We start from the raw sequence: 25521 nt of genomic DNA, 5'->3' as shown, positions 1-25521 counted from the left end.
CGCCCGGCGGCACTTTTTCTGGCAAAGAATAATTCTGTCTCCATTTGAATCATGCCCGATTATTATATAAATAAAAGCGTTCCTGGCTGACGCGTGTTGCTGGTATCCCGGAGCAGTAACCCCCGGTTGCAGTTTTCGTAAATATTCTATATTTGCGCCAGTTTGTTACCAAAAACAATTTAGTTATGCAACTAACAATCGCAGATAACCGGTTTGCCCTGAATGGCGTAGAGGTGCAGTTTCCGTTGGATATACAGCAATTAAGAAGCATATTGGGTGAAGCCCGGCACGTTGCCAAAAAATACAATCACATTTATACCTGGGATACGTTAGGCATACTGGCTTATTCAAAGAATGGCAAGGAAGTGGAGAGCTTTGTGCTGGAGCTTACACCCACTAAATATGATTTCTCACCGGCAAGCATTTTCACAGCCTCGTTTACGATCAACGAAACAGGGTATCGTACATACTTTGAACAGCATAAATCATCGGCCAGGAAGGTTAATAAGCGGGATGAAGGCGGAACCCTTACGGTCGGCGATTTTGATGTGTGGATAGATGTTGAAGACGGCGTGATGACTACAGTAGCCATCAGCCGGCATGTGCCCCCGGCGCCTAAGGTATACTCCGACAAATATAAATATCAGCCCATTGCGGGAGACAAGATCGAATTCGCGGACTTTAACTTCAAGCTGGCTGTAATACAGGAACTGATGTATAACAAAGAGCTGCTGAAGCCTAAGTTTGATTTGTATGAATTTGTGGAGAACTATGCGGCCCGTGAAATTGATATAGAGGAAGAAGGGTATGAATTTATACCTGAAGTGACTGCCTACTTCGAAGCGTTGGAGATCGACAAGAAGTTTGCTCCTGAAATCACAGAACTGTCACAGGACGGCGGAGATGATATATACGGTCAGCTATTACGGTTCTGGGACGGGGAAGATGATACTTTCAATATTCAGAATTTTGAGGATGTAAAGCACTTCCCTAATTTGAAGCGAATGAATCTTTTTTATGCTGATAATCTAGCAGAAATACAGGCGCAGTTGGCAGAGAAAGGGATTATTGCAGAAGCGATCTAACAACGAGCGAAGCCAGATACGGGCGCTTCACCAACAACTAAATGGTTATTGAAAGGAGCGCCCTGTATGATCACCTTAAAGAAAATTCCTTATACCGCACATCAAACCGTCCCTTAAACATCAGGGTATCTTCTCCGTTGGGATAGCGATCATCTTTCTTAAAATGTAAAACAAAATCGCAGGCCACACGTTTCTCTGGATTATCAATAACCAGTAACCTGAGCTTATTTGCTTTTGTTGAATCCAGCAAATAGCCTGCTGAAATAGCTGCGCTGCCTTTAAAAGGTGCAACCAACACACTCGCAGAATAATCTTTTATGTTGCCGTCAAATGGAATACTTCCCTTTTTTAATGAAATAATAAGCGTTTCATTATCCTTCCCCGTCGTTACATGAACGATATCCTCGTCCACGTTATAATTGGCTACAACGCCGTCCTGCGCCCAGGTACTATCATTCTTTTGTATAGTGAGTGTTGATTTTATAGGCTCGGGCCTGACGGCTGGTTTGCTGCAGGCAGTCATTAAAAATACACTTACGATAAGTACAGATACGAATTTCATAACGTTTTGTTTGATCGTAAAGCGTGCCGGTACCGTAAAATGTTACAGGCGCTTTCAATCGCTTGTTTTAAACTTTTCTAGTGGCATATGCAGATAAACCTGGTAGAATGCCTGTCTGAGTCCTAAGTTCTCACCTGATGAATATTATTTCTCATAATCTTTTTATATATTATCCCACGCTTTTTTTTAAATAAACAATCAGAATGAATAAGTCTAAATATTCCACGGCCCACACACTCCCCATAAAAAGAATGAAAGCACTCTTGTTCGCAGCCTGTTTGCTAAGTACCTGTTGTACCTGGGCACAGGATATATCGAAGAAAAAATCACCGGGCGGCAGGAAAATCAGCGCTGACTTATTCGGACTTTTTTTTGAAGACATCAACTACGCGGCCGATGGCGGTTTGTATGCCGAGCTGGTGCAGAACCGGTCTTTTGAATACGCGCCCGGCGACAGGAGGGACTGGCATCCTTTCTCGTTCTGGCAATATATCACGCCTGGCTATTCCTATGGCACAGTGAGTGTTGAAACTTCGTCTCCCATTCATCCTAATAACCCGCACTACCTGGTATTGAATGCGGAGCATGTTGGCGATAGCGGTGTTGGGATCAGGAACCAGGGGTTCGGCAAAATTCCGGTCAGGGCGGGCGACGGTTATAACCTGTCGCTTTTCGCCAAAAGAATGAGCGGCGCGCCGGTGAGCTTGCAGGTTAGTATAGAAGGAAAGAATGGAAAGATGCTGGCGCAGCATGTTTTTGAAATTGCAGCCAGTGAATGGAAGCAATATAATTGCAGCCTTGTTCCTTCGGAGACAGACGATAGCGCCACGTTAGTTGTTCTCGCTACCAGCAAGGGGAAACTTGCGTTGGATGTCATCTCCCTCTTTCCTCAAAAGACCTTTAAAAACCGTGCTAATGGCTTACGTGCAGACCTGGCGCAACTCCTGGCTGATATTCATCCGAAATTCATCCGCTTCCCCGGCGGCTGCCTGGTGCATGGGGATGGACTTGGGAATATGTATCGCTGGAAGAATACAATAGGCCCGATTGAAGAACGGCTGGAACAGAGAAATATCTGGGGATATCACCAAACCATGGGCCTTGGGTATTACGAGTACTTCCAGTTCTGTGAAGATATAGGCGCTAAACCGTTGCCTGTGCTACCGGCGGCAGTAAGCTGCCAGAACTCCGGCGGTACCTGGCGGATCGGCAGCACGGGCCAGCAGGCATTACCTATGGACAGCATGCAAAGCTACATCCAGGAAGTGCTGGACCTTGTTGAATGGGCAAACGGACCGGCCACCTCCTTCTGGGGAAGCAAACGCGTGGCAGCAGGTCACCCCGCTCCTTTCAACCTGCAATATATTGGCATCGGGAATGAAGACAAGATCACCCCGGAGTTTCAACAACGCTTTGAAATGATCTACCAGGCGGTAAAAGCAAAACACCCCGAGATCACCATTGTTGGCACTGTGGGACCGTTCCCCGAGGGAGAAGATTTCTCCAAAGGCTGGGAAATTGCCAAATCATTGAGTTTGCCGGTGGTGGACGAACATTATTACAGCAAACCTGAATGGTTTGTATCGAACCAGTACAGGTACGATACCTACAAGCGGAATGCAACAAGAGTGTATATCGGCGAATATGCTTCATGGGGCAATACCGTCAAAAACGCGATTGCAGAGGCATTGTATATGATCTCCCTTGAGCGGAATGGCGATGTGGTAGCAATGGCTTCCTATGCGCCTTTATTGGCTAAAAATGGCTTTACACAATGGAAGCCGGATATGATCTATTTCGATAATACCCGTGTTAGCCCAAGCGTTAACTATTATGTACAGCAACTGTTTTCAACCAACCAGGGCGATACCTACTTTGATAATGTGGTAAAATATGAGACTGCAGATTCACTCTTTGCGGGGGGATGCGTACAGGATAAAAGAACCGGTGATATTATCCTGAAACTGGTTAACGCCGGCTCAACCGTTAAAAAAGTGAACGCGAACCTGTCGAAGTTCGGGAATATCGTTTCAAACGCGGATTGCACCATACTGCAAGGCGACCCGGCAGCGATCAATAGCATGGATAAACCGAATGCTGTTGTTCCTGTAAGATCAACTCTTGAAGTGAAGAAAGATCTCAGGTATGAGGCGCCTCCAATGTCGCTAACGGTGATCCGGATCAAAACCAGGAAGCCGTAGTTTCTATGAACCGCTCCTATTTACATTAAACGGATAAATGATATGGCGCTAACCCAATTATCGAACGACCAGCATCAACTGCTAGACGGCATTACTAACGAACTTAAAAACATCGAAGGCGTTAAGGCAGTTGTTCTTGGAGGTTCCTTTGCAATGGGTATGGCAACGGAGACCTCCGACCTTGATATTGGTATTTATTATTCTGAACAGAACCCTTTTGATATTGAAAGCATAAAATTGATAGCTGAGAAAATCGCAGATAAGGAACAACCGGTTGTCACTGCTTTTTACGAATGGGGGCCCTGGGTGAACGGCGGGGCATGGATTAAAACGAAATATGGCAAAGTAGATTTTCTCTATAAAAACATAGACCAGATTTCCAGGACTATAGAGAAAGCAAAAGAGGGTATTTGGGAGAATGATTTTGAACAACAACCTCCTTATGGATTTTCATCCCTTATTTTTCTTGCCGAAACAAACAACTGTATCCCCGTTTATGACCCTGATAATTTAATTAAGAAATTAAAGGAACGCGTAATAGAATATCCTCCGAAGCTGAAACAATCTGTTGTTCAGCAATCACTTTGGTCGGCAGACTTTACTATCTGGCAAGCGGAAAGCTTTGCAGCAAAAGATGATACCTATAATACCGTTGGTTGCCTGACAAGAGCGGTGAAAAATATCGTAATGGCGCTTTTTGCCATCAATGAACGCTATCCGATGGGCGACAAAAGAGCTATCAACATCCTTGAGCAGTCGACAACCAAACCCGAGGATTTTTCACAAAGGATCAATAAAATTTTATGTTGTATTGAAGGCGGGTTGACAGATAATGTTGTGTTGTTAAAAAAACTTTTCGAGGAGGTTGTTGGGTTGGCCGAAGGGAGATATAAGCCGTATTACAGGCTTTGATCATGCGTCGGGATATGCATGTCCAGCAAAAGCCAGGAAGGAGTTTCAGAATAAATATCGGCACTTTCTCTGCGTATTTCCAATGCGTATCAATGTGTTAATTTAGGTTATTGTTAACCAAATATTTATTCTATGACGGTGCAAAACATTTGTGCATTACTCGCTACGCCAACCCCTATTGCCAATGAGGTATACCATGTATTAGGTTACTATAAACCAGGAGATGGTGGCGGTGGCGATTTTTATTGGGATGCCACATCAAATGAGACTCCTGACTACGGGACTATATTTGATACTGATACAAATGCAGTTTGTGAAACTCAAACAATTTCGCCTAACCTTACCGGTAGATGGAAACGTTTATACAATGAACCTGTGAATGTAAAATGGTTTGGCGCGAGAGGCAACTGGAACGGCACTTCGGGCAATGATGACGTTTTATATTTTCAAAGGGCATTCAGCTTTCTTGCAGCAACTCACACTGACACGCTATATGTTCCAGCAGGCAGATACCTCTTTAACAGTGCGGTTACGTTGCCTAGTTTCCTTACATTGATTGGTGACAGCAACGGTGCAGCAGGTTTATACCCAACCCTACTTGTAGCAAACAACAATACCGCAGTTTTCACAGCAGCCTCCATGCAATCAGTCAGTATTAAATCAATAGGATTCACTGCCGTCGGTGCAGGGAAAGGCGTCGCATATGCTTACAAGCAAAGCAACCTTACTCTTTATTCTGCAAGATGCTTGTTCGATAACTGTAATATCTGGTCTGATATGGCTGGAGGATTTTACGGGAATTTCATTCTTACAAAATGGATTAACTGCATTTTTGGGTACCTGGGCAATACCAAACCAACATCGTTTTTACCTATATATTCAAAAGGTAATATTTCCGCTTTGCAGAGTAATGCGAATACAGTCGAGGGTTGTTATATTCTACATTCCGGAGGGAGTGACACCATATATTTTGAGGCAGGTACAGATCTTGTTATTAGGGAGTGCCGCTTTGAATCTTGTTTCGCCGACGCAACAATTCGTTGTCTTGGTATCGCAAAAGTTAATATCAGCGATTGCTATTTTGAAAATTGCAACGGTATTGGAACCTTGTATCCCATAATACTTAGCAATGACTCAACCAACGCTACATCATGCTATGCAGTGTCTATTACCGGTTCCTACGCACAATTAAGTCCTAACAATCTTTCATTCGTACGTATGTTGGGTGCAGTTGGCGGTATCATTTTCAATAACAACCGTCTAACTAATCTTGATAACAAAAATATAAGTAGCGGAATAGGAGGAGACAACAAAGGTTTTTCATGTTTCGCAGGCAACAGAATTTCTGGTACCCCTTCATCCAGCTATCCCAAGCAGGGGCAAATATTTCCGGAAGAAGGTACATGGACCCCGGAACTTAAGTTCACATCCGGAACCAGCAATAACATTTATGAAATCCAATCAGGCACCTATACCCGAAGTGGCAATATGATAACTGCCAGCTTCAAAGTTAAAGTCACCACTGTCGATACCGCAAGGGCAGGTGTAGCCTATATTTTGCTAAACAACCTTCCTGCTGCCAAAACCGTTACTCATGAAGCTTATTCTGGTTCTATTTATAACTACAGTGGCGTTACCTTGCAAACGGGATTTACACAATTAGGAATTGGTGTAGCTAGTGGTACTCCCAACCTTCATTTTATGCAAAATGGTAGTGGCAGCCCAGCGCTTCTTTTACCCGCAGCTGGTTGTGTTAACGGATTTTCTATTACTGGTACTATTATTTACCAGGTTTAATAAATGGTCATTTGTTTTCGCTACTGTCCCGATATTCCAATTAATGTCGGAACAGTAGCGTTATTCGCTATTGCATACATTAATATGCATAAGAATAAAATCGTAACTGGTAATCCTTCTTTATGGATTAGCAATAATTAAAGATTCAATAAAATGCTATTGTATTTGGAAAACAGCTTCTTTTACTTTAGACGGCTACCAAATGCAGGTATGGCATAAGCCATGTTGCGAAATATAAACACCCCTCCATGGTGGGCATCATTCAGGCCCCTCTATAAAATCCGCTACAAGGAGTTGCCTGCCTCAAAATCACCCTACCTGCAAATCCGGCAAGCAATGCTGAAACCACTATTTCTAACGCCTATATCGTTTCAGGATCATGATATGACGGAATAACACCAGAAATGCCTGGTAATGCCCATTACTTTTGCTGCATTGTTTCTACGTTTAAAACTGAATGCGTTATGAAAAATTTCATTGCACGCTGTAGTGTGGTCTTATTCCTATGCCTGCCAACCATTATAGTGCATGCGCAGCAACGAAAAATTACCGGGACGGTCTTTGATGAACAGGCCAAACCACTCCCGGGTGCTACCGTGGTCGTAAAAGAGACAAAGACGGCTACCGTCAGCGATGGCGATGGCAAATTTGTCCTTAGTATTCCTCCCAGCGGTAAAATATTGCTGGTCTCTTATGTTGGTATGCAAACCAAAGAAATCCCGCTGGGTGCGCAGTCAGACATCACTGTTCACATGCAGCTGGCTCCGGGCAACCTGAACGACGTAGTGGTAGTAGGTTACGGCGCTGTAAAAAAGAGCGACCTTACCGGCGCTGTTGCTACACTCAAAGGCAGCGATCTGAACAGAACGCCTTCTTCTTCCGTTGATCAGCTTTTACAGGGAAAGATAGCGGGTGTGCAGGTTACAACCGGCGGCGGCGCGCCTGGCGCTGGCGCCACTATCCGTATCCGCGGCGCCAGTTCCCTCAATGGGTCCAAAGATCCGCTGGTAGTAGTAGATGGTTATCCATGGGGCGATGCGGGCAACCTGAAACAGATAAACCCCGAAGATATCGAGTCGATAGAAGTACTGAAAGATGCGTCCAGCGCGGCTATTTACGGTTCCCGTGGCGCCAATGGGGTTATAGTGATAACCACCCGGAAAGGCAAACAGGGGCAGCACCGTATTTCATTCAATACCCTGCAAACCGTCTCCTTCCTCGCTAATAAACCAGACGTATGGCGCGATCCCGTAGAAGATGCCACTTTTGCCAACGAAGCTGCTATCAATGGAGGAGCTATTGCGACAGATGTGCCCTACATCGGTATTTACAGGCCTGTTGGTACAGGCATGGTATATTTCCCCTCTATTGCAGAACTCCGGGGACTGGACCCCAATAAGCCTAAATGGCCGGTAAATACGGATTGGGTGGACCTTGTATACCGTCATCCTTATTCGCAGAACTATACCCTAACAGCAGATGGCGGCAGTGATAAAACCAGGTATGCCATCTCCGGCAATTATTATAATGAACAGGGAATGGTTATAAAAAACGGGTATGAAAAATATACTTCCCGTTTAAACCTGGAACAAAAACTCACCAACGCCATCACCGCAGGTACCAACGTAATCCTGGCTTATACAAAAGCCTACGGGCAACAACTCGGTGTGGGCAGGTCAAGAATCTGGCCGGTATATGATTCTACCGGCAACTATTTCCGCAACAGCAATACCGATTTCGGTAATCCTATAGCACTGGCCAACCAGCTGCTGAATAAAACAAAAACAACTGACGTAATGGGAAACCTTTATGTTAATTTCAGGATTAACAGCTGGTTGCAGTTCCGAACTTCCATTAATGCCAAATCCGGCAACAGCATACAGGACCAGTACGATCCTAAAAACAGTACCCAACGGGCGCTGGACAACAAAGGAAGTTATGGCAGCATATCGAACGGCAACTATTTCGACCTGCTGAATGAAAACTATTTTACCATCACCAAAGATTTCGGGAAACGGCATAAAACCAATCTCGTTGCAGGTTTCTCCTACCAGAAAACGGAAAACAGGTTCAGCACTCTCACCGGTCAGAACTTTGTAAATGACGTGATGCAGAACGAAAACCTGGCAACAGCAAGCACGATGCTGATTTCAAACTCGCTTCAGCGTTTCGACCTGGCCTCCTGGTATGGACGCGGCAACTATACATTCAATGATAAATACCTGCTCACCATTACCGCCAGGGCCGACGGATCCACGAAATTCGGTTCAAACAACAAATGGGCTTTCTTCCCTTCTGCCGCACTGGCCTGGAAAGCAGGGGAAGAACAGTTTATCAGGAACCTGGGCCTCTTTTCCGAATTAAAAGTAAGGGCCAGCTACGGCCTGACAGGCAACCAGGGTATCAGTCCTTACCAAACGCTGGACCGCTATGGTTCCAATAAGTATTTCACCGGCGCCGTTTTTGAAACAGGCTTCGGACCTGGCCTTGCAGGCGCAAACGATGAACAGGGACGTACTATTGTTGGCGGACTGGGTAACAACAGCCTCAAATGGGAAACCACCCGCTCCCTGGATGTTGGTGTGGATCTCGGTTTCCTGGATCAACGGCTGACCCTCAGCGCAGATTATTATATCAAACATACCAGCGATCTGCTGCGCCTTAAAACAATTGCCCCCAGCGCAGGTTATGATCAGCAATGGATCAACGACGGCGAAATCGAGAACCGCGGTATCGAAATAGGTTTGAATGCAAACGTCATTAACCAGGCAAATTTCACCTGGAGCCTGGGAGGAATGTTCACCAAAAACACCAACAAGGTAGTGTCGATGGGCGAGAGCAACCAGGTATTCATCGGAACGCTCTACGAATCTGTACGCCAGCAGATCAGCACTTATACGGTTGGGCAACCTATGTTTTCTTTTTACGGCTATAAAACCGCAGGCATTATACAAACACTCGACGAAGGTATTAAAGCAGGACTGACCGGCGTGGATGCCCAACCCGGTGAAGTCAAATACCTGGATCTATCGGGTCCCGGCGGCAAGCCCGATGGCATTGTAGATTCTTACGACCGAACCATTATCGGCAATCCAAACCCCGATTTTATATATAGCCTGAATACGAACCTGCGTTACAGGCAATTTGATCTTTCAATGCAGCTCTATGGCGTACAGGGGGGACAGGTATGGGATTTCCAGAAAATGACCGCCAGCCGCTGGCTGCAACGCTGGACGCCTGATAACCCCAGCACGGAATACCCGAGGGCCAACGGTACCCGCGGATGGAGAGCATCTGACTTCTACCTTACTGATGGTTCTTTCCTGAGAATACAGAATATCACCCTGGGATACAACCTGAAAACAGATGCAGTGAAATTTGTAAAAAGTCTTCGCATCTATCTCTCCGGCAACAACCTATACACCTTCACCGGTTTTAACAAAGGCTTTGATCCGGAGGTTGGAGAAAATGGTATCAACAACGGAGCCTATCCACGCCCCCGCGCCGTATCGCTGGGAGCTAACGTAGTTTTCTAATCAGCTAAAATCAAAGACATGAAAAAGATTGTTTACAGATATATACTGGCTGCCGTCCTGGGCTCAACAATACTACCTGCCTGTTCTAAAATGGAGGAGCAGCCATACGGTATGATCAATTCCCGTTCCTATTATAAAACGGCCGACGATGCCAGGGCGGCTATCATCTATGCCTATTCAATATTACCTGAAGTAGGTTACTACTCCAGGGGTTACTATATCATCACCGAACTGCCTACAGAAAATCTGACGCAGAAGGGAGATGCAGGCGTAGGCAACTTCGAACTGGACGAACTGCGTACCACTTCTACCAATCCTGACCTGGATAATATCTGGACATACCTCTACCGCGGTATTGCCAGGGCCAACGCGGTAATTGCAAACGTGCCGGGTATACCAGGTATGACGGATGCAGAACGCAACCAGATCACCGGCGAAGGATACTTCCTGCGCGGACTGCATTTTTTCAACCTGGTTCGCATGTTCGGAGAAGTGCCATTACGTACAACTACGATAGATGACGCTTCCCAGATACCTATTGCCAAATCGCCGGTCCGCGACGTGTATAACCAGGTTATCAGCGATCTTAAAGCAGCAGACTCTCTTATTACGCAGGAACGCATCAGCGAAGGACGGGCTAACCGCCCTGCCGCACAGGCCTTACTGGCAAAAGTATATTTGCATCTGGCATCATCAAAGGCATCTGCTTCTCCGGGTTATGATTTTGTGGCTAACCCCGATGAAATGTATGCGCTGGCAAAAGCATATGCAGAAAAGGTGGTGACGGGACAAACTGCCTTTGCACTAACGCCGGTATTGCCTGATATCTTCAATATTGATATTTACAAGAAAGCAGCAGTTACTGAACACATCTTTGATGCCGCTGTAGACAGAAGCGGGGACCGGGAAGGAAGTTTCTCAAAGTTGCCAAACATGTTCCTGCCGGCAGACAGGCCCATGACCATTCCATACAACCAGTTGAAGCCCGACAGTGCTACCATCAATATCGGCCAGGGCTGGGGGCACTTCCGGACGGAGCCCGGCATTTACTTCAGTTATGCAGATAACGACAGGCGTAAAACGCAATTGATCGTATCGTCTTACACCAACAACGGGCAAACCTATCAACTCGACATCAACAGCAGTTCCCGGCCGTTTACCCGCAAGTTTATAGATCCCGCGCGTATAGGCGATGCCACCAGCGCTAATTCGCCTATTATCAGGTACAGCGACATACTGCTGGTATACGCTGAGGCCTGCGGCCCCACTGCGGATGGTTATGCTGCCATCAATAAAATACGCGCCCGGGCAGGGATCGGCGACCTGCAGCCGGGGCTGAATGCGGCCACCTTCCGGAATGCAGTATTGCAGGAACGCGCATGGGAACTTGCCTTTGAAGGCAACCGGCTGTTCGACCTGCGCAGAACACATAACATGGAAAAAGTACTGGTACAGCAATATGGCAAGGTCATTACCAGCGGCGCCTATTTCTTCCCTATTCCTCAAAGGGAGCTGGATACGAATCCTTTAATAAATAAATAATTGTCATGAAACATTTATCTCTTTATATATCCTTTTTGCTGATCGCCTGCTGCTGCGCCTGTACCAAAGACCCTTTCGGGGGCGTTACCAGCAACGAAAGATCTATTGAAGCCATTACCCTTGGCGGAGGGCTGGTGCAGATTGGGCCAGCCGCTATCGACAGAACGGCGGCCAAGGCTACCGTGAAAGTACTGGTGCAACCAGGCACTGATCTGAGTAACGTGGTTGCTCAGATCCAGACTTCATACAAGTCGGATATTTCGCCGGCAAACGGCACGCCGATCAACTTCTCCGGCAATAACAACCAGGCAAAGTTCACCATTACCTCCGAAGCCGGCACAACCCGGGAATGGACGGTAGAGATCATTCCTTTCACGGAAACACTGCTGGGCTCCTACTCCGTACAGGCGTTAGTGTTATATGGCGGCACCGGACCGGAATATGGCGGCGGCGCAGTTATTAACCTGAAAGATAAACCCTGGGTATGGGCAGGCAACAATACGCCTGATAAGGAACTGGACAATACCATCACCTTCGAATTTAGCGGCGTTACCGCAGACGGTAAAACTACCGGTAAGGTAACCAATAACGCAGGACCCGACGGCTTATATGCCAGCTTTATGTTCAGTAACCCGGCTATGGACCTGGATAATGTTTACCGCCTTATTCCCACAGGCGAAAGCACCTGGGAAAGAGATTATGTAAACAACACCGTCACTTTCATCAGTAAAGCAGGCAAAAGAACCACCGGTACTTTCCTGGGCGCCACCACTATTGACCTGGGAAATGGATTAAGTAAAACGGTTACGGATAATTCCCTTGACTTTACACTCAGCGGAACCGATGACTGGGGGAATATCTACTCCGATTTGGATAAGTTTGTAAAACGCCCGCGCAGATTCTGGATAGATATTAAAAAGAACCAATAACCAAGAGGTATGAAAATTATGAGCCTGAATATTATTATACTTTCTGTACTGATGGCCTTTGGCGCCTGTTCGAAAAATGCCGGCAGTACGCCGGGCAACGAGCCAGGCAAGGATACAGTAAAAAGTCCGTTCCGCACCATGCGGTATTTATATAGCATCGCAGGAAAAAAGACCCTGTCGGGCATGCACAACCGCGAACCGAATAGCACTCCCGCCAGGTGGACCAACGAGATATACAATACTACCGGCCGTTACCCCGCTTTGTGGAGCGGCGACTTCCTGTTTCAGCAGGATAACATCAATAACCGCCAGCTGATGATAGATGAAGCTGTGAAACAATGGGAACGCGGCGCCGTTGTTAACATCATGTGGCATGCCTGTAACCCAGCAAACGATGAACCTTGCGCCTGGGATGATGGTGCGGGGGTGTTGAGCCGCCTCTCGGATGCGCAATGGAGAGAACTGTGTACTGATGGGAGTGCATTGAACCAGCGTTGGAAATTGAGAGTAGATGAGATCTGCGTTTTCCTGCAGCAGCTCAAAAGCAAAGGCGTGGAAGTGCTGTGGCGGCCCATGCATGAAATGAACCAGGGCAAATTCTGGTGGGGCGGCCGCCCCGGAGCAGAAGGCACTGTGAAGCTGTATCGTATGCTGCACGATTACATGACCAAAGTGAAAGGGCTGAATAACCTCATCTGGGTATGGGATATACAGGACTTCGGTTCTCTTTCGGCCGATGCAGTGAACTACTACCCTGGCGATGAATACTTTGATATTGCAGCACTGGACGTATACGACGGTTCGGGCTATACGCAGGCCAAATATGAAGCGATGCTGCGCGCGGCGCGTGGAAAGCCTGTTGCCATAGGCGAGTGTGATAAGCTGCCTTCAGCGGCAACGCTGATGAACCAACCCAGCTGGGTGTTTTTCATGAGCTGGTCCGAACTCACTTATGAGAAAAATACGAATGCTGATCTCAAACAATTATATAACGCAGATAATGTTGTCACATTAGAAAGAATGCCCGGATGGAAATAATACCTCGGCTGGGAAAACTAATTACAGCCTGTTGTGTGTGCTGCGGATGTTTTACATCGGCAGCCGCGCAACAGGCTGCTGCGCTTGAGCCCCTGCTGCGTGCGGAAGTTGGCGCCGCCGGAACAACCGCGAACCTTTCGTGGTCAGTGGCCGGAAACAGCGCAGGTACATCTCCCAATATCATGTCGGAATTACAATGGCATAACCTGCTGGGCGCCGGCATGTACAGCAGGCTTACGTTTCAGCCCTTACGAAGATGGTATGCCACGCTTGGTTTTGCCGGGATGGGATATGCAGGCGGCCATGCCACAGATAACGATTACCAGGAAGATAACCGGCAATATCCCAGCTATGCCGGCCGTTTCAGTGCCAATAAAGGATACTTCCGCGATTTTAACAGCACGATCGGTTTTGTATTGCATGCTTCCCCGCAATTGAAATGGCTTATACAGTCCGGCTATACGAATCAGCAGCAGTTGAATTACCTGCTGCCGGCAGACCAGTTCACTCCTTCGGATCTGCGGTCTACTTATGCCAGTAAATGGAAAGGACTGATAATGAAAACAACCGCTGAATGGCTTGTATCAGGCAATACTTCACTGGTAGCCGGCATGGCTTACAGCCAGCTGTGGTACCATGCCGAAGCCGACTGGAACCTTATCCCCAGCTTTCGCCATCCGCTGAGTTTCATGCATGCCGCAAAAGGTTATGCAGTTCATCCGACGATCGAGGCGAAGATGCGGATGTTCGGGAAGGCATACCTAAACCTGGAACTGGCTTACGACTACCGCGTTACCGGGTATGGAGCAGAACATCTCTACCTGCATAACGGTGATGTGGCCGTTACACGCCTCAACAATGTGAGAAGCAGTTGCTGGACATTGCACGCAGGCTTGCCCTTCACCCTGATCCATTAAAAAAGGGATGCATCCAAAAGATACATCCCTTCGCCCCGTAATAAAGATTATCAGAAAGTGGTCATGTTATACATTTCAATCTGCTGGCCGGTAGGGTCGCTTCCCCCGTACCAGTGGTTCGTACCTACAAAGTAGTACCAGTTGTTGTAATAGGTACCGCTGTTGTTGGTAAGGGTGAACTTATAGGTACCGTCTACATAGAAATCAACCTGGTGTGTATTCGTGCTCCTGGCCTGGCATTTGAAAGTATGGTAGCCGTTGTCATTTACCGAGATGGTTTGATAAATATACTGTCCCCCACCCTGCAGATATCCTTTCAATACATTATCGTTGAGCGTTTTTACAAAGCCCATTTCATTACCGTTCCATTGGGTAATATTGTCGCATACAAACACTGCCTGTTCGCTGGCGCTGCTGTAGGCGTTGCTGCCTCCTTTGAAGCAACCATAGAATTGCAGGCCGGTGGCATTCTGACCGCCATTTTGCTGCGCCGCATCAATGTCGGTACTGCAGTTGCCAACGGGTACGCATATGCCGTTGCTGCCTGAAATCAGGTATGGATGGCCATTACAGGTGCTCCACAGGTTGAATGCACTTTGAGGCAACGCAGCGCGGGGCTGGGATTTTTCCTTACCACCATCTGCTGCTACATCTTTTTTACAGCCAACAGCAACGCATAAGGAGAATGCAAGCATTACTACTGAGATTTTTTTCATAACATTTAATTTTTGTGGAATGATCAAATTATAGGGTTGTTCAGGGCGTTCAGAATTTGCTCTGCGGCGTAAAGACAAATACTATCTCTTCCTTCGGGGGAACCGCGATATTATTGATTGTCACCTTTCCACCGGCCTGCCTGTATGTCGTTTTACGCCAGCTGTGTTGCAGGGGTTGAAAATATTGCATAGAATAAGCGGAAGGAATGGCTACCTGCATTTCGGCGGGTTGTTCACTGTTTGTATTATTCAGCGCGTATATAAAAAATGTATCGCCGCATTTCAGTGCGTACGCTTCCAGCAGCCCGGCCCGTACAGGTATTTGTTCAAAATGCCCATTACCTGCCTGCAACATCATATTGCTGATCGTGGCTGCGCTTTGCAGGTAAGGTGTCATATGCTGATCGTCAAACAGCTCCCACCACCACGACATGGGAAGTATGGGCGTAGGACTAAACATACCATACCATAAACCACGGCGGTAGTCATAATTCGCTTCGGCAGCATACCTGGGGTCCTGGTCTTCCCACCGGTAACCGAATTCGCCTACCACGTATGGTTTGCCATAGGTCTGGATATACTCAGGGTAAATGCCCGGTATTTTTTCTGTATGCTTATAAATATGTTTCTGGTTGAAATCGATGTAGGGAATAGAATTCATCCCGATAATATCCCGGTGTGAAACGCTTGTGCTGACCAGGTGCCCATAGGGGTCGATATCTTTCAAATAGCGGCTCATTTCCAGGTGCCATTGTGCAATAACCGGCGGCGGAATCAGTATGCTGTCGGATGCTGTAAACGCGGCATTATCCACCTCGTTGAAAAACTCCCACACCGCTATACTTGTGCTGCATCCCCAGCGGGCTACCACGTAACGCAGCTTGTTCTTATACTTTTCCATTGCTTCCCGGCTGGTGAAAAAGGCAGTGGGATTGTGGGCCGGGCCGCCGTTAGCCTTGTTGTAGCTGCTGTGTTTCCATCCTCCCTGTTCCATCAGGTGGCCATGCCAGTCGAGCGTGAGCATGAAATAAAGGCCCAGCGAATCGCATAGTTCTACCAGTTGATCCATACGGCGGATAGCGCCGGGGTGAAAGTAGTCGGCGGATGGCTGATATCTTTTGGTATTGCGCGGCTGCTTCCATTCCAGGGGCAGGTTCCAGTAACACATCCAGGTGCGGAAAAAGTTAGCGCCATTTTTTGCCAGTGAAGGGAGCAGGTAATCGTATGTCCATTTATCGTTTTCAAAGGAACGGGATTCCCAGGCAACGTTTTCGCCGATGCCGCGGAATAATTCGCCGTTGTCGAATCGAAATGTCCACAGGTCGTTTTTATGAAGAAAACCTTTCCGCTGGCTTTTATTTGCGGTAAATACAGCGGTGCTGCTTTTTACGGTATCGCCCCCGGCAACCAGCTCAAAACAGTATTGATACCTGCCTGCCTCCTGTGGGGTAAAGCGCGACTTCCAGTTTCCTGCCGCCTGATCAAAATAGGCGGGCAGTTGCAGTGGTTTCCCTGAGGGAGATACCAGCAGCATGTCCAGCTTCACCTGCCGTTGATCATAGGGATTGTCATACCCGGCAGTGAGATCAATATTCCATTCGGCCTTCTCATATTGATTTACAGGAGCGGGAGGCGGTGTAATATTCCGCAGCTTCGTATATTCGTTGGCGTAAGCCGCCGCAGTTAGCATCAGCAGCACATAACATGGAAGGGCGTATACATAGTTTTTCATGCTGCCAAAGGTAGCAGCAGAGGCAACTGGCGATTAATGCTGAATTGTCTGTTTATGATGTTTAACCTATTTCATACCTGTTTTCCGGCGGTTGAGGTACTCTTTTGGGCCTGCGCCATATTGACGAATGAAACATTTATTAAAATAGGAATGGCTGTTGAAGCCTACTTCAAAGGCAATCTGGCTGATGCTCAGATCTCCTTCCAGCAATAGCTGTACGCTCTTTCGCAGCCTGATCGCTTTAATGAATTCATGTACCGTTTGCCCGGTAAGCATTTTCACTTTATTGTATAACAGGGTTCGGCTAACATACATTTTCTTTGCAATCAGCGTGGCATCAAGTTCCTGGTTACCCAGTTCCGCATCCACCAGGCGTATGAGCTGTGTGAGGAATTCCTGGTCGGCAGCCGATAATTGCTGTAGCTCGGCGGTCAACGGCATATCGCTGAATATCTGTTCGCGCAGGCGCTGATAGGTTGCATCCTGTTTGCCAAGGATATTTACCAGCACCTGTGCCAGCAATTCGGGGCTTACCGGTTTGGAAAGATAGGCCTCCGCCCCTGCTTCATACCCGGATGCCTGCATAACGCTGCTTTCCTGGCTGGTGAGAATAACGATAGGAATGTGGCTGCATGCACTATCGGCCTTCAGCTGCCGGCAAAATTCAATGCCGTTGATGCCGGGCATCAGCAGGTCGGCAATTACCAGCGCCGGCATCACTTCTTTGGCGAGGGCGTAGCCTGCATGCCCGTCTTCTGCTTCAAAAATTTCGAATATATCCGAAAGCAGCAGTCGCAGGTAATCGCGCATCTCCTTATTATCTTCCACCAACAACAATTTCCGGCCTTTTAATTTCATGAATTTCTCTGTAGGCAGGTCCTGCCATAGCGCGATAGACTGTTGGACAGCTACCGCCTTCGTACTTTCATCTTCATCCGGGATGGCCGCCGGAAGCGTGATACGGAAAGTACTTCCTTTCCCCTCCTCGCTGCTTACGCTGATAGTACCATTATTGGCGTTCAGGAAATCTCTTACGATCACCAATCCCAGCCCCGTCCCCTTCTCGCCTGCTGTACCGCGGCTCACTTCCTGTTTATCTATATCAAAAAGATGTTGCAGGGTATTGCCGGACATGCCTATACCATTATCTTCCACCGTCAGCACTCCCTGTTGCTCCTCCATACGGGCGCTGATCTTCACATGGCCGCCGTAATCGGTGAACTTAAGGGCGTTGGACAGCAGGTTCCGGAGAATGACTTCCAGCATCTGCGGATCAGCGTATATCCAGCAGTCTGATACCTGGTTGATAAGGGTAATGTTTTTCTTATGAAGATCAGGTTCCAGCAGTGCGGCAATAGTCTTTGTCATGGCCGCCACGTTACAGGCGGCAGGCTGCAATTGCATTTGCCGCGACTGCGACATAGACCAGCTTAGCAGGTTAACCAGCAGTTCAAACACATGCACGGAGGAACTATGCATATTTTTCAGGTACTGCCGCAGGGCGCCGCTTTCTATTTCCGGCATATGACCATAGAGGTAACCTGAAAGTTCTTTCAGCGCCGCCACCGGGTTTTTCAGGTCATGCGCCAGTATGGAGAAAAAGTAATCTTTGGACTTATTCAGCTTTTCCAGTTGCTGCACAGCTATTTCCAGTTCCCTGTTCTGCGTGGAAATCTGCTGTTGCTGTTCCAGTATCTTATCTGTTTGCCGGAGTATCTCCGCGTAGGAGTGTTCCAGTTTTTCTTTTTGCAGGGCAATTTTATCGTGCTGTTCTACCAGCGAAGCATTAGACTGCTCCAGGCGCGCGGTCTGCCGCTTTACTTCCGCCGTCAGTTGACGGTTTCTTTTCTTCACGCTGGCCACCCGCCAGTAAAACATGCCTGTGATACCGATAATGATTGCCAGTATGGCCAATACTTTAAACCACCATGTTTGCCACCAGTAAGGCAGAATATGTATAGTAAGCCCCTTTGCGGGAGGAAGCCAGTTGCCGTTGATATCCGTGCATCGCACCTGCAGTTCGTATATCCCCGGGGGCAAGTGGGCAAACGAAATTTTTCGTTCGTCCACCACATTGATCCAGTCAGAAAACTGGTTGAGCAATTTGTAGCTGTACCTGATCTTCTGCGGTGCATACAGGTTAATGGCGGCAAATTCTATCGTAAAAAAAGACTGCTTCTGGGTAAGCGTAATGGTATCGGTCAGGTGCAGGCTACGGCTAAGTATACTATTCGCCTTCCCTGGTTGCTGCTCCTCTCCGAGCACATACAGGTGGCTGAAGTAAAACCTGGCAGGTAGTTCCAGCGCCGTAATGGTAGCCGGATTGAAGCCGCTTAATCCCTTGGGGCCGCCAAAATATAAGGTTCCATCGTTCGACCTGATGGCTGCTTTCTGGAAGAAGGTCTTTTCCGGCAAACCATCGTTCTTATCATATCGCAGCAGTTTATGGGTGGCTGGTTGAAAAAATATGAGGCCTTCGTTTGTTCCCAACCAGAGGTTATCCTGCAAATCGCAGACAATGGATTTCATATAGGCAGGCAGTTCATACTGCTGATTCAGGTGAATGAAGCTTTGCGTTTGCTCATCGAACCGGTCTAACCCTTGTTCGGTGACTATCCATATATTCCCGTTGCTGTCGGAACAGACCATATTCACTGAATTGCTGTTGATGCTGCTGCTGTCGGCATTATGGCTGAATTGTACAAACTTTTTCCGGTCCCAGCGAAAAAGCCCGCTGTAGGTACTGATCCAGATCCTGTTCCGGTGGTCTTTAAAGATATGATTTACCCAGGCGGGCAATTGCATATTAAACGGGAAGGAATGGTTATTCCGGTAGTTCGTGAATGTGCCTTTGCTGAGATGATAAACCGTCAGTCCTTCGCCATGGGTGCCTATCCATAACAGGCTGTCGTCTGGCAACAGGGCCTTTACATCGTTATTGATCAAAGAATTTGAATCGCTGGGTTGATGGTAATATCGTTGTACCTGTCCGTTGCCCGGCGTGTACCGGATAAGACCTTCGGCCCAGGTAGCAATCCAGAGATCTCCATTTTTGTCTTCCTGTATATCGTTGATGGCCAGGTTGCCGAACAACGGCGTTTGCTGCAGCGGGCGGGTATTTCCTTTTATATTATAGCGCACCAACCCGTTTCCGGCGGTGCCTATCCAGATAGTTCCGTCGCGGCTTTCATGAACGGCACTTACCACGGTGGTCACAAGGCCCGGCAGCGCGGCAGTACTGGCCAGCAGGTTGGTAAAATGATTCTTGTTTTTATTGGTGCTGAAAATGCCGTTGCCGCCGGTCGCGAACCAGGTGTTGCCAAAGTCGTCTTCCGTGATAGAGGTAATGGAAGCTAAGGGCAGATTGCCATTCTGGAGGGTATAGCTGATGGTGGCCGGCGCCAGTTCATTATCCCGCACAAAGCATAAGGGTTCGCGCCCAATGCCGATCCAGATGGCGCCAGCCTTGTCTTCATACAAACAGCGGATGTTGCTGTGCGCAGAAAGAGATTGCCTGCTGATGCCATCAAAACTGGCCTTCCGGCGGCCCTGGAGATCCAGCACCGCAATCCCCCTGTCTTCCGTTCCAACCCAAACCCTCTGCTGTTTGTCGATAAGGATGCATTGAATCTTGTTGCTGGGTAGCATTTCAGGGGTGCCAGGACTGTTACGGAGGTAATTGAACCGGTGAGTACGGGTATTGAAGCGAACAATTCCCTTATTAAATGTACCGGCCCAGAGAGTATGATCGGGCCCCTGCGCCAGGCAGAAGATAATATTTTCATCGCCATGGCCTGCATACCATGTGGCTTTCTGCAGTGCTGCATCAAAGCGGCACAGGCCATTGGAGGTTCCGAGCCAGAGTTGATGATCGTCGTCTTCCAGGATGGCGTTGACAGGGATCTTATCGTTTGCCCCGTTCAATGGAATGCGCCGGAACACGTTCCTGGCAGGGTCATAGCAGTTCAGTCCATCAATGGTACCGATCCACAGCCGCTGATGACTGTCTTCGAAAATGGAATAGACAATATTGTTATTTAAGGTCAGGGAATCGTTTTCCCGGTGCAGATATTTGGTAATGGAATAACCATCCCAGCGAAACAAACCATCGAAAGAGGCCAGCCACAGAAAACCTTTTGAATCGTAGTAGATCTTCTGGTAGTCGTTGGTCGGCAACCCATTGTCTGTAGAAATGCTGTATATATTAAAGTTCGATGATTGCCCCGACGCCGCAAGCGGCGCTCCCACAAATATCATAAATATCAGGACACTGATCCGCAAAAAAGCAGGCATACACACGCTTGGTCTCATTATACTCTCCCGTGGAATTGAGCTGGTTGATAAAATAGCTTTCTGATTACCTGGTCATCTCAAATATATTCACCTCACCTATATTCACGGGTATTTTTTAAAAATCAATACTGAAGGTACTGATAATTAATAAATTATTTATTGTCTGAACTATTTTTCAAGTATCCTGAACCCGGTTTCAACAGGGAGTCGGGCAGCTGAAATAATATTGAGCAGCTACAAAATCTGAATTCCATGTTGAACGCAACTATTTTCCAGAAAAAGGTGCTGCGCGAGATCACCTCCATCAGCGAACATGAAAGTTTCTCTATTTATTTCCGCCATAAGAAACAGTTTACCTTCCCGCTGCATACCCATGAAGAATATGAGTTAAACCTGGTGCTGGGAGGAGCGGGTATACAAAGGATCATAGGCGACCATATTGGTTATATCGGGCATGCCGAGCTGGTGATGGTGGGCCCGGACCTCCCACATGGCTGGTTTACGCAGGGCGACCTGGACGACGACGCCCTGGAAGTAACCCTGCAATTCAGGAAGGATCTGTTTTCAGACGATTTCCTGTATAAAGATCAGTTACATAATATCCGGAAGCTGTTGGAAAACGCGGGCAGGGGTATCATGTTTACGCCGACGCTTGCCGAAACGGTGTACAGGCGGTTAGTAAAGTTGCAAAAGACCAGGGGCTTCGAGGCTTTTATTGGTTTGCTGTTATTGTTGCAGGAACTTGCCGTGGCTGGCAACAGCACCCTGCTTTCCAGTGTATTGTTTAAAAGAGAAGAAGTCAGCCCCGACAGCGGGCAGTTGGAACGGGCCTTTGAATATATGAACCGGCATTATGGAAGCGCCATTGCCCTGACGGATATTGCGAGGGTACTGCATATGTCGGAGGCCTCGTTCAGCCGGTTTATGAAGGCCCAAACCGGGATGACGTTTACAGAAAACCTGGTGGAGCTCCGCCTGGGTCACGTTACGAGGATGCTGGTCACCACCCAGCTGACCATTGCGGAAATAGCCTATCATTGCGGCTTCAATAACATGGCTAACTTCAATAAACTATTTAAAAGGCATAAAGGCTGTACGCCAAAAGAGTATAAAATGAAATACAGCAAACAGTTGTTGAAGAGAGTAGGATGAGGAATTGATTAACGGGAGATGATTTTCAGGAGATGAAATTAATAAGGAGATGCCGGGAAGATACATCATCTTTTCTCCGCCCAAACATAAGCCCGCCTGGTAGGATATTCCATTTCCTCATTCGGACGCCTTTCTATGGCGTCAATAACTTTAAAACCGGTTTCCTTCAATAATTGTACAATATCCTCTGTTTTAAAGAAAAACAGGTCAATATCAATTTCCTTGTCATGTGCCTTGTCGAAATGCACAACTTCATCTCCTGCATGATAGGAGAACAGGAAATCACCTCCTGTTTTCAGCACCCGGTTTATTTCTGTAAAACAGGTCCGGATCTGGTTGTGGTTAAAATGAACGATTGCATAGAAGGCCAACGCACTGCCCAGGTACCCGGAAGGAAAAGCGATGTTCAACAGATCGCCTGTTTCAAATTTAATGTGAGGAGAAAGCCGCTGCGCTACCTTCACCATGGCTGGCGACAGGTCGATACCGACAATGTTCTCCAAACCATTATCGTACAGGAATTTTGTTGTTTGTCCGGGGCCGCAGCCGAAATCGGCGCACGGTCCTTTGTCTTTATTGACAGATGCGAACTCTTTTAGCAGCAGTTGATCAATGCGTTTCCTGGATAGTTCGTCCCAACGTTCGATGGCATAGTCTTCGGCTACCTGGTTGTAGCAATGGAGTATTTTGTCTGTAGAGTTCATGGGGAGTTATGGTTTAGAAACTTTTGTATTGCATTTATTAATTAATTAATTAAAGGCCTGCCGGAATTGAAGAGGCGACAAACTGGTTTTCTTCTTAAATAAAGTACTGAACGACTGCGCGTGTTCAAAGCCCAATGCATAAGCAATTTCGCTTACCGATAAATTGGTAGTCGACAGTTTTTCCTTTGCCTTTTCAATCAACTTCTCATGTATATGTTGTTGCGTGTTTTGCCCTGTATGCATGCGTAACAGATCGCTCAGGTAGTTTGGAGAGAGGTTCATGAGTTCGGCTATACGTTGTACTGTTAGTAGTTCTGGTTGCGTTGCCGTGTTGTTGTCAAAATACTCATCAAGCAGGCGTTCAAATTTAGCAAGCAGCTGATTATTGTGGTTTTTTCGCGTGATAAACTGCCGCTCGTAAAACCGATTGGAATATTTGAGCAACAACTCAATCTGCGACAGGATAATTTCCTGGGTATATTTATCTATATGCAGGCATTCTTTATCGATCTTGTTCAATATTGCAATAAGATCATCTTCTTCTTCGGCAGACAGATGCAGTGCTTCATTTACAGCATAAGAGAAGAAGTTATAATCGTTGATAGTACTTGCTAAAGGATGGGCCAGTAAAAAGTCGGGATGGAAAATAAGCAGGTAACCGGATCCGCATTCCATGTTGTTGAGATCCAGGTATTGGACCTGATTAGGTGCGGTAAAGCTCAGAACACCTTTGTCGTAATCATAATGTTGCTGACCATATCGTATTTTCCCCCTGGCTTCCCTTTTGAGGGCAACACAATAAAATTTATTCACAAAACCTTTCCATACATCATCTTCCAGGAAAATGCTTTCGGCAAGGTTAATTACACTTACCAATGGATGGCGTGGCTCCGGCAAAGAAAGTAACCGGTGAAATTCTGAAATTGATCCAATGACGTTCATAACACTGATTCAAACATTTTAATGTGAAAGGTAGCGGTTGCATTTTAACAATGCAACCGTACGAAAAGGCTAATCAATAAGTCCCATGCTAAACTCGTCGTACGGGTCACCAGTATCGGTACCCAACGGCACAATACTTTCGAGTTTCGACATATCAGCCTCGCTTAATACAATTTCGGTGGCTGCAATGTTCTGTTCCAGATATTTTCTCCGTTTAGTGCCGGGAATAGGTACAATGCCTTTATTTATGATCCAGGCCAGCGCCAACTGTGATGCCGTTACTTTTTTCTCTTCGGCCATTGCCTCAATTGCTTTAACCAGCTCAAGGTTCTTGTAAAAATGAGCTTCCTGGAAACGGGGAATCGCCCGGCGAAAATCATTTTCAGGTAAGTCGTCTATGGTTCGGATCTGTCCGGACAAAAAGCCGCGACCTAAGGGGGAATACGCAACAAAACCTATCCCAAGTTCCTTTAAAGTATTCTGTATGCCACGTTCTTCTGTTGTACGCTCAAACAACGAATATTCACTTTGTACAGCAGTAATCGGGTGAACTGCATGAGCTCTTCTTATGGTTTCTGAAGATACTTCTGATAGGCCGAGATACCCTACTTTTCCTTCCTTTACCAGCTTGCTCATTGCTTCAATGGTTTCTTCGATGGGAGTGTTCTTATCAAGCCTGTGCATATAATACAAATCAATATAATCGGTATCAAGATTTTTAAGAGAACGTTCCACCGCTGTTTTCACATATTCTTTTTTACCATTAATAGCCCAGGTCACTTTGTTGTTATCATCTATTTCCCAACCGAATTTCGTGGCTATAATATATTTACTCCTATTACCATTTATTGCTTTAGCGATCAACTGCTCATTTTTCAAAGGGCCGTACAAATCCGCGGTATCCAGGAAATTTCCGCCTAATTCCAGCGATCGGTGAATTGTGGCAATAGCTTCCTGCTCATCGGCCTCTCCATACATATTTCCTTCTTCAAAACCTGTCATCCCCATACAACCCAAGCCTATGATCGGAACAACTAAGCCTTCGCTTCCCAAGTTAATTTTTTTTGTTACCATACATATGAATTTTTATAGGCCAAATTTCGTTATGGGTGTTTTAATGGGTGTGTAAGCTTCCCTTAAAAAAAGACTGTTAGAGAATAGAAAAATGATTGATAACTTTAACAGTGTATTATGAAAGGTAAACGATTCAACCCGGAGCAGATCAGTAAGATTCTTAAGGAATTCGAGGCGGGTAAAAGTGTTCAGGAGATTACGCGCGAACACGGAGTTAGTCCGGCCTCATTTTACAAATGGCGGCAGCGATACGGTGGCCTTGAGGGCAGCGAGCTGAAACGCGTAAAGGAACTGGAGGAAGAGAACCGCAAGCTTAAGCGGATGTACGCTGATCTTGCCCTTGATTTGGAGGCGGCAAAGGAGGTCATTGCAAAAAAGCTTTGAAGCCC

At 46.9% G+C, this 25521-nt stretch carries 17 protein-coding genes and 1 pseudogene; 11 read left to right on the top strand and 7 right to left on the bottom strand.

Going from position 1 to position 25521, the window contains the following annotated elements:
* Nucleotides 1-185: 185 nt before the first annotated feature.
* Nucleotides 186-1085 (top strand): DUF6892 domain-containing protein, encoded by a 900-nt coding sequence (locus BLV62_RS19275; protein WP_089763606.1) that lies wholly within the window; start codon nucleotides 186-188, stop codon nucleotides 1083-1085.
* 70 nt (nucleotides 1086-1155) lie between these two features.
* On the opposite strand, the gene BLV62_RS19270 is transcribed toward BLV62_RS19275, so the two are convergent.
* Nucleotides 1156-1647 carry a hypothetical protein gene (locus tag BLV62_RS19270; RefSeq protein WP_089763605.1) on the bottom strand — a complete coding sequence of 164 codons (492 nt, stop codon included), beginning with the start codon at nucleotides 1645-1647 and terminating at the stop codon, nucleotides 1156-1158.
* A gap of 251 nt (nucleotides 1648-1898) precedes the next feature.
* On the opposite strand from BLV62_RS19270, the gene BLV62_RS19265 reads away from it, so the two are divergent.
* From BLV62_RS19265 to BLV62_RS19230, 8 genes are all read left to right on the top strand, one after another.
* Nucleotides 1899-3848 (top strand): alpha-L-arabinofuranosidase C-terminal domain-containing protein, encoded by a 1950-nt coding sequence (locus BLV62_RS19265; protein WP_089763670.1) that lies wholly within the window; start codon nucleotides 1899-1901, stop codon nucleotides 3846-3848.
* 42 nt (nucleotides 3849-3890) lie between these two features.
* Nucleotides 3891-4760, top strand: a complete 870-nt coding sequence (locus BLV62_RS19260) for a nucleotidyltransferase domain-containing protein (protein ID WP_089763604.1) — start codon at nucleotides 3891-3893, stop codon at nucleotides 4758-4760.
* A 132-nt stretch (nucleotides 4761-4892) separates the two neighbouring features.
* On the top strand, nucleotides 4893-6557 hold the full coding sequence (locus tag BLV62_RS19255; protein WP_089763603.1) for a glycosyl hydrolase family 28-related protein: 1665 nt from the start codon (nucleotides 4893-4895) through the stop codon (nucleotides 6555-6557).
* A gap of 464 nt (nucleotides 6558-7021) precedes the next feature.
* The gene (locus BLV62_RS19250) at nucleotides 7022-10093 is read left to right on the top strand and encodes a SusC/RagA family TonB-linked outer membrane protein (RefSeq protein WP_168927914.1); all 3072 of its coding nucleotides are present in this window, start codon (nucleotides 7022-7024) and stop codon (nucleotides 10091-10093) included.
* A gap of 18 nt (nucleotides 10094-10111) precedes the next feature.
* The gene (locus tag BLV62_RS19245; RefSeq protein WP_089763601.1) at nucleotides 10112-11635 is read left to right on the top strand and encodes a RagB/SusD family nutrient uptake outer membrane protein; all 1524 of its coding nucleotides are present in this window, start codon (nucleotides 10112-10114) and stop codon (nucleotides 11633-11635) included.
* 5 nt (nucleotides 11636-11640) lie between these two features.
* Nucleotides 11641-12564, top strand: a complete 924-nt coding sequence (locus tag BLV62_RS19240) for a hypothetical protein (RefSeq protein WP_089763600.1) — start codon at nucleotides 11641-11643, stop codon at nucleotides 12562-12564.
* 9 nt (nucleotides 12565-12573) lie between these two features.
* Nucleotides 12574-13602, top strand: a complete 1029-nt coding sequence (locus BLV62_RS19235) for a glycoside hydrolase family 26 protein (RefSeq protein WP_089763599.1) — start codon at nucleotides 12574-12576, stop codon at nucleotides 13600-13602.
* On the top strand, nucleotides 13593-14519 hold the full coding sequence (locus BLV62_RS19230; RefSeq protein ID WP_139170287.1) for a hypothetical protein: 927 nt from the start codon (nucleotides 13593-13595) through the stop codon (nucleotides 14517-14519). Before BLV62_RS19235 ends, BLV62_RS19230 begins: the two co-directional genes overlap by 10 nt.
* 50 nt (nucleotides 14520-14569) lie before the next feature.
* On the opposite strand, the gene BLV62_RS19225 is transcribed toward BLV62_RS19230, so the two are convergent.
* The 3 genes from BLV62_RS19225 to BLV62_RS19215 form a co-directional block, all read right to left on the bottom strand.
* Entirely contained in the window at nucleotides 14570-15235 is a 666-nt protein-coding gene (locus tag BLV62_RS19225; protein ID WP_089763597.1) for a hypothetical protein, read from the bottom strand.
* 49 nt (nucleotides 15236-15284) lie between these two features.
* Nucleotides 15285-16967: a DUF5060 domain-containing protein gene (locus tag BLV62_RS19220; protein ID WP_089763596.1), complete on the bottom strand. Its 1683-nt coding sequence runs from the start codon at nucleotides 16965-16967 to the stop codon at nucleotides 15285-15287.
* 66 nt (nucleotides 16968-17033) lie between these two features.
* Nucleotides 17034-21260: a two-component regulator propeller domain-containing protein gene (locus BLV62_RS19215; RefSeq protein WP_168927913.1), complete on the bottom strand. Its 4227-nt coding sequence runs from the start codon at nucleotides 21258-21260 to the stop codon at nucleotides 17034-17036.
* A gap of 252 nt (nucleotides 21261-21512) precedes the next feature.
* Between BLV62_RS19215 and BLV62_RS19210 the strand changes: the two genes are divergently transcribed.
* The gene (locus tag BLV62_RS19210) at nucleotides 21513-22412 is read left to right on the top strand and encodes a helix-turn-helix domain-containing protein (protein WP_089763594.1); all 900 of its coding nucleotides are present in this window, start codon (nucleotides 21513-21515) and stop codon (nucleotides 22410-22412) included.
* Nucleotides 22413-22477: 65 nt separating this feature from the next.
* On the opposite strand, the gene BLV62_RS19205 is transcribed toward BLV62_RS19210, so the two are convergent.
* The 3 genes from BLV62_RS19205 to BLV62_RS19195 form a co-directional block, all read right to left on the bottom strand.
* Complete coding sequence (locus BLV62_RS19205; RefSeq protein ID WP_089763593.1) at nucleotides 22478-23116, bottom strand: class I SAM-dependent methyltransferase; 639 nt, start codon at nucleotides 23114-23116, stop codon at nucleotides 22478-22480.
* A 45-nt stretch (nucleotides 23117-23161) separates the two neighbouring features.
* Entirely contained in the window at nucleotides 23162-24058 is an 897-nt protein-coding gene (locus BLV62_RS19200) for a helix-turn-helix domain-containing protein (protein WP_089763592.1), read from the bottom strand.
* Nucleotides 24059-24127: 69 nt separating this feature from the next.
* A complete protein-coding gene (locus BLV62_RS19195) occupies nucleotides 24128-25132 on the bottom strand; it encodes an aldo/keto reductase (protein WP_089763591.1) in 1005 nt (334 codons plus the stop codon).
* A gap of 117 nt (nucleotides 25133-25249) precedes the next feature.
* On the opposite strand from BLV62_RS19195, the pseudogene BLV62_RS19190 reads away from it, so the two are divergent.
* Nucleotides 25250-25510: pseudogene (locus BLV62_RS19190) on the top strand (transposase); the annotation flags it as partial.
* Nucleotides 25511-25521: the final 11 nt, after the last annotated feature.

The organism is Chitinophaga terrae (ex Kim and Jung 2007) (assembly GCF_900107795.1).
Lineage (GTDB): Bacteria > Bacteroidota > Bacteroidia > Chitinophagales > Chitinophagaceae > Chitinophaga > Chitinophaga terrae.
Note: the sequence above shows the minus strand (reverse complement) of the source record. Positions and strands in the feature narration are given on the sequence as shown.

Bases quoted from the DNA above. Each gene is read 5' to 3' on its own strand.
- BLV62_RS19220 (WP_089763596.1), bottom strand. From the start codon at position 16,967: ATGAAAAACTATGTATACGCCCTTCCATGTTATGTGCTGCTGATGCTA.
- BLV62_RS19230 (WP_139170287.1), top strand. From the start codon at position 13,593: ATGGAAATAATACCTCGGCTGGGAAAACTAATTACAGCCTGTTGTGTG.
- BLV62_RS19270 (WP_089763605.1), bottom strand. From the start codon at position 1,647: ATGAAATTCGTATCTGTACTTATCGTAAGTGTATTTTTAATGACTGCC.
- BLV62_RS19245 (WP_089763601.1), top strand. From the start codon at position 10,112: ATGAAAAAGATTGTTTACAGATATATACTGGCTGCCGTCCTGGGCTCA.
- BLV62_RS19250 (WP_168927914.1), top strand. From the start codon at position 7,022: ATGAAAAATTTCATTGCACGCTGTAGTGTGGTCTTATTCCTATGCCTG.
- BLV62_RS19275 (WP_089763606.1), top strand. From the start codon at position 186: ATGCAACTAACAATCGCAGATAACCGGTTTGCCCTGAATGGCGTAGAG.
- BLV62_RS19235 (WP_089763599.1), top strand. From the start codon at position 12,574: ATGAAAATTATGAGCCTGAATATTATTATACTTTCTGTACTGATGGCC.
- BLV62_RS19265 (WP_089763670.1), top strand. From the start codon at position 1,899: ATGAAAGCACTCTTGTTCGCAGCCTGTTTGCTAAGTACCTGTTGTACC.
- BLV62_RS19195 (WP_089763591.1), bottom strand. From the start codon at position 25,132: ATGGTAACAAAAAAAATTAACTTGGGAAGCGAAGGCTTAGTTGTTCCG.
- BLV62_RS19215 (WP_168927913.1), bottom strand. From the start codon at position 21,260: ATGCCTGCTTTTTTGCGGATCAGTGTCCTGATATTTATGATATTTGTG.
- BLV62_RS19200 (WP_089763592.1), bottom strand. From the start codon at position 24,058: ATGAACGTCATTGGATCAATTTCAGAATTTCACCGGTTACTTTCTTTG.
- BLV62_RS19260 (WP_089763604.1), top strand. From the start codon at position 3,891: ATGGCGCTAACCCAATTATCGAACGACCAGCATCAACTGCTAGACGGC.
- BLV62_RS19225 (WP_089763597.1), bottom strand. From the start codon at position 15,235: ATGAAAAAAATCTCAGTAGTAATGCTTGCATTCTCCTTATGCGTTGCT.
- BLV62_RS19240 (WP_089763600.1), top strand. From the start codon at position 11,641: ATGAAACATTTATCTCTTTATATATCCTTTTTGCTGATCGCCTGCTGC.
- BLV62_RS19255 (WP_089763603.1), top strand. From the start codon at position 4,893: ATGACGGTGCAAAACATTTGTGCATTACTCGCTACGCCAACCCCTATT.
- BLV62_RS19210 (WP_089763594.1), top strand. From the start codon at position 21,513: ATGTTGAACGCAACTATTTTCCAGAAAAAGGTGCTGCGCGAGATCACC.
- BLV62_RS19205 (WP_089763593.1), bottom strand. From the start codon at position 23,116: ATGAACTCTACAGACAAAATACTCCATTGCTACAACCAGGTAGCCGAA.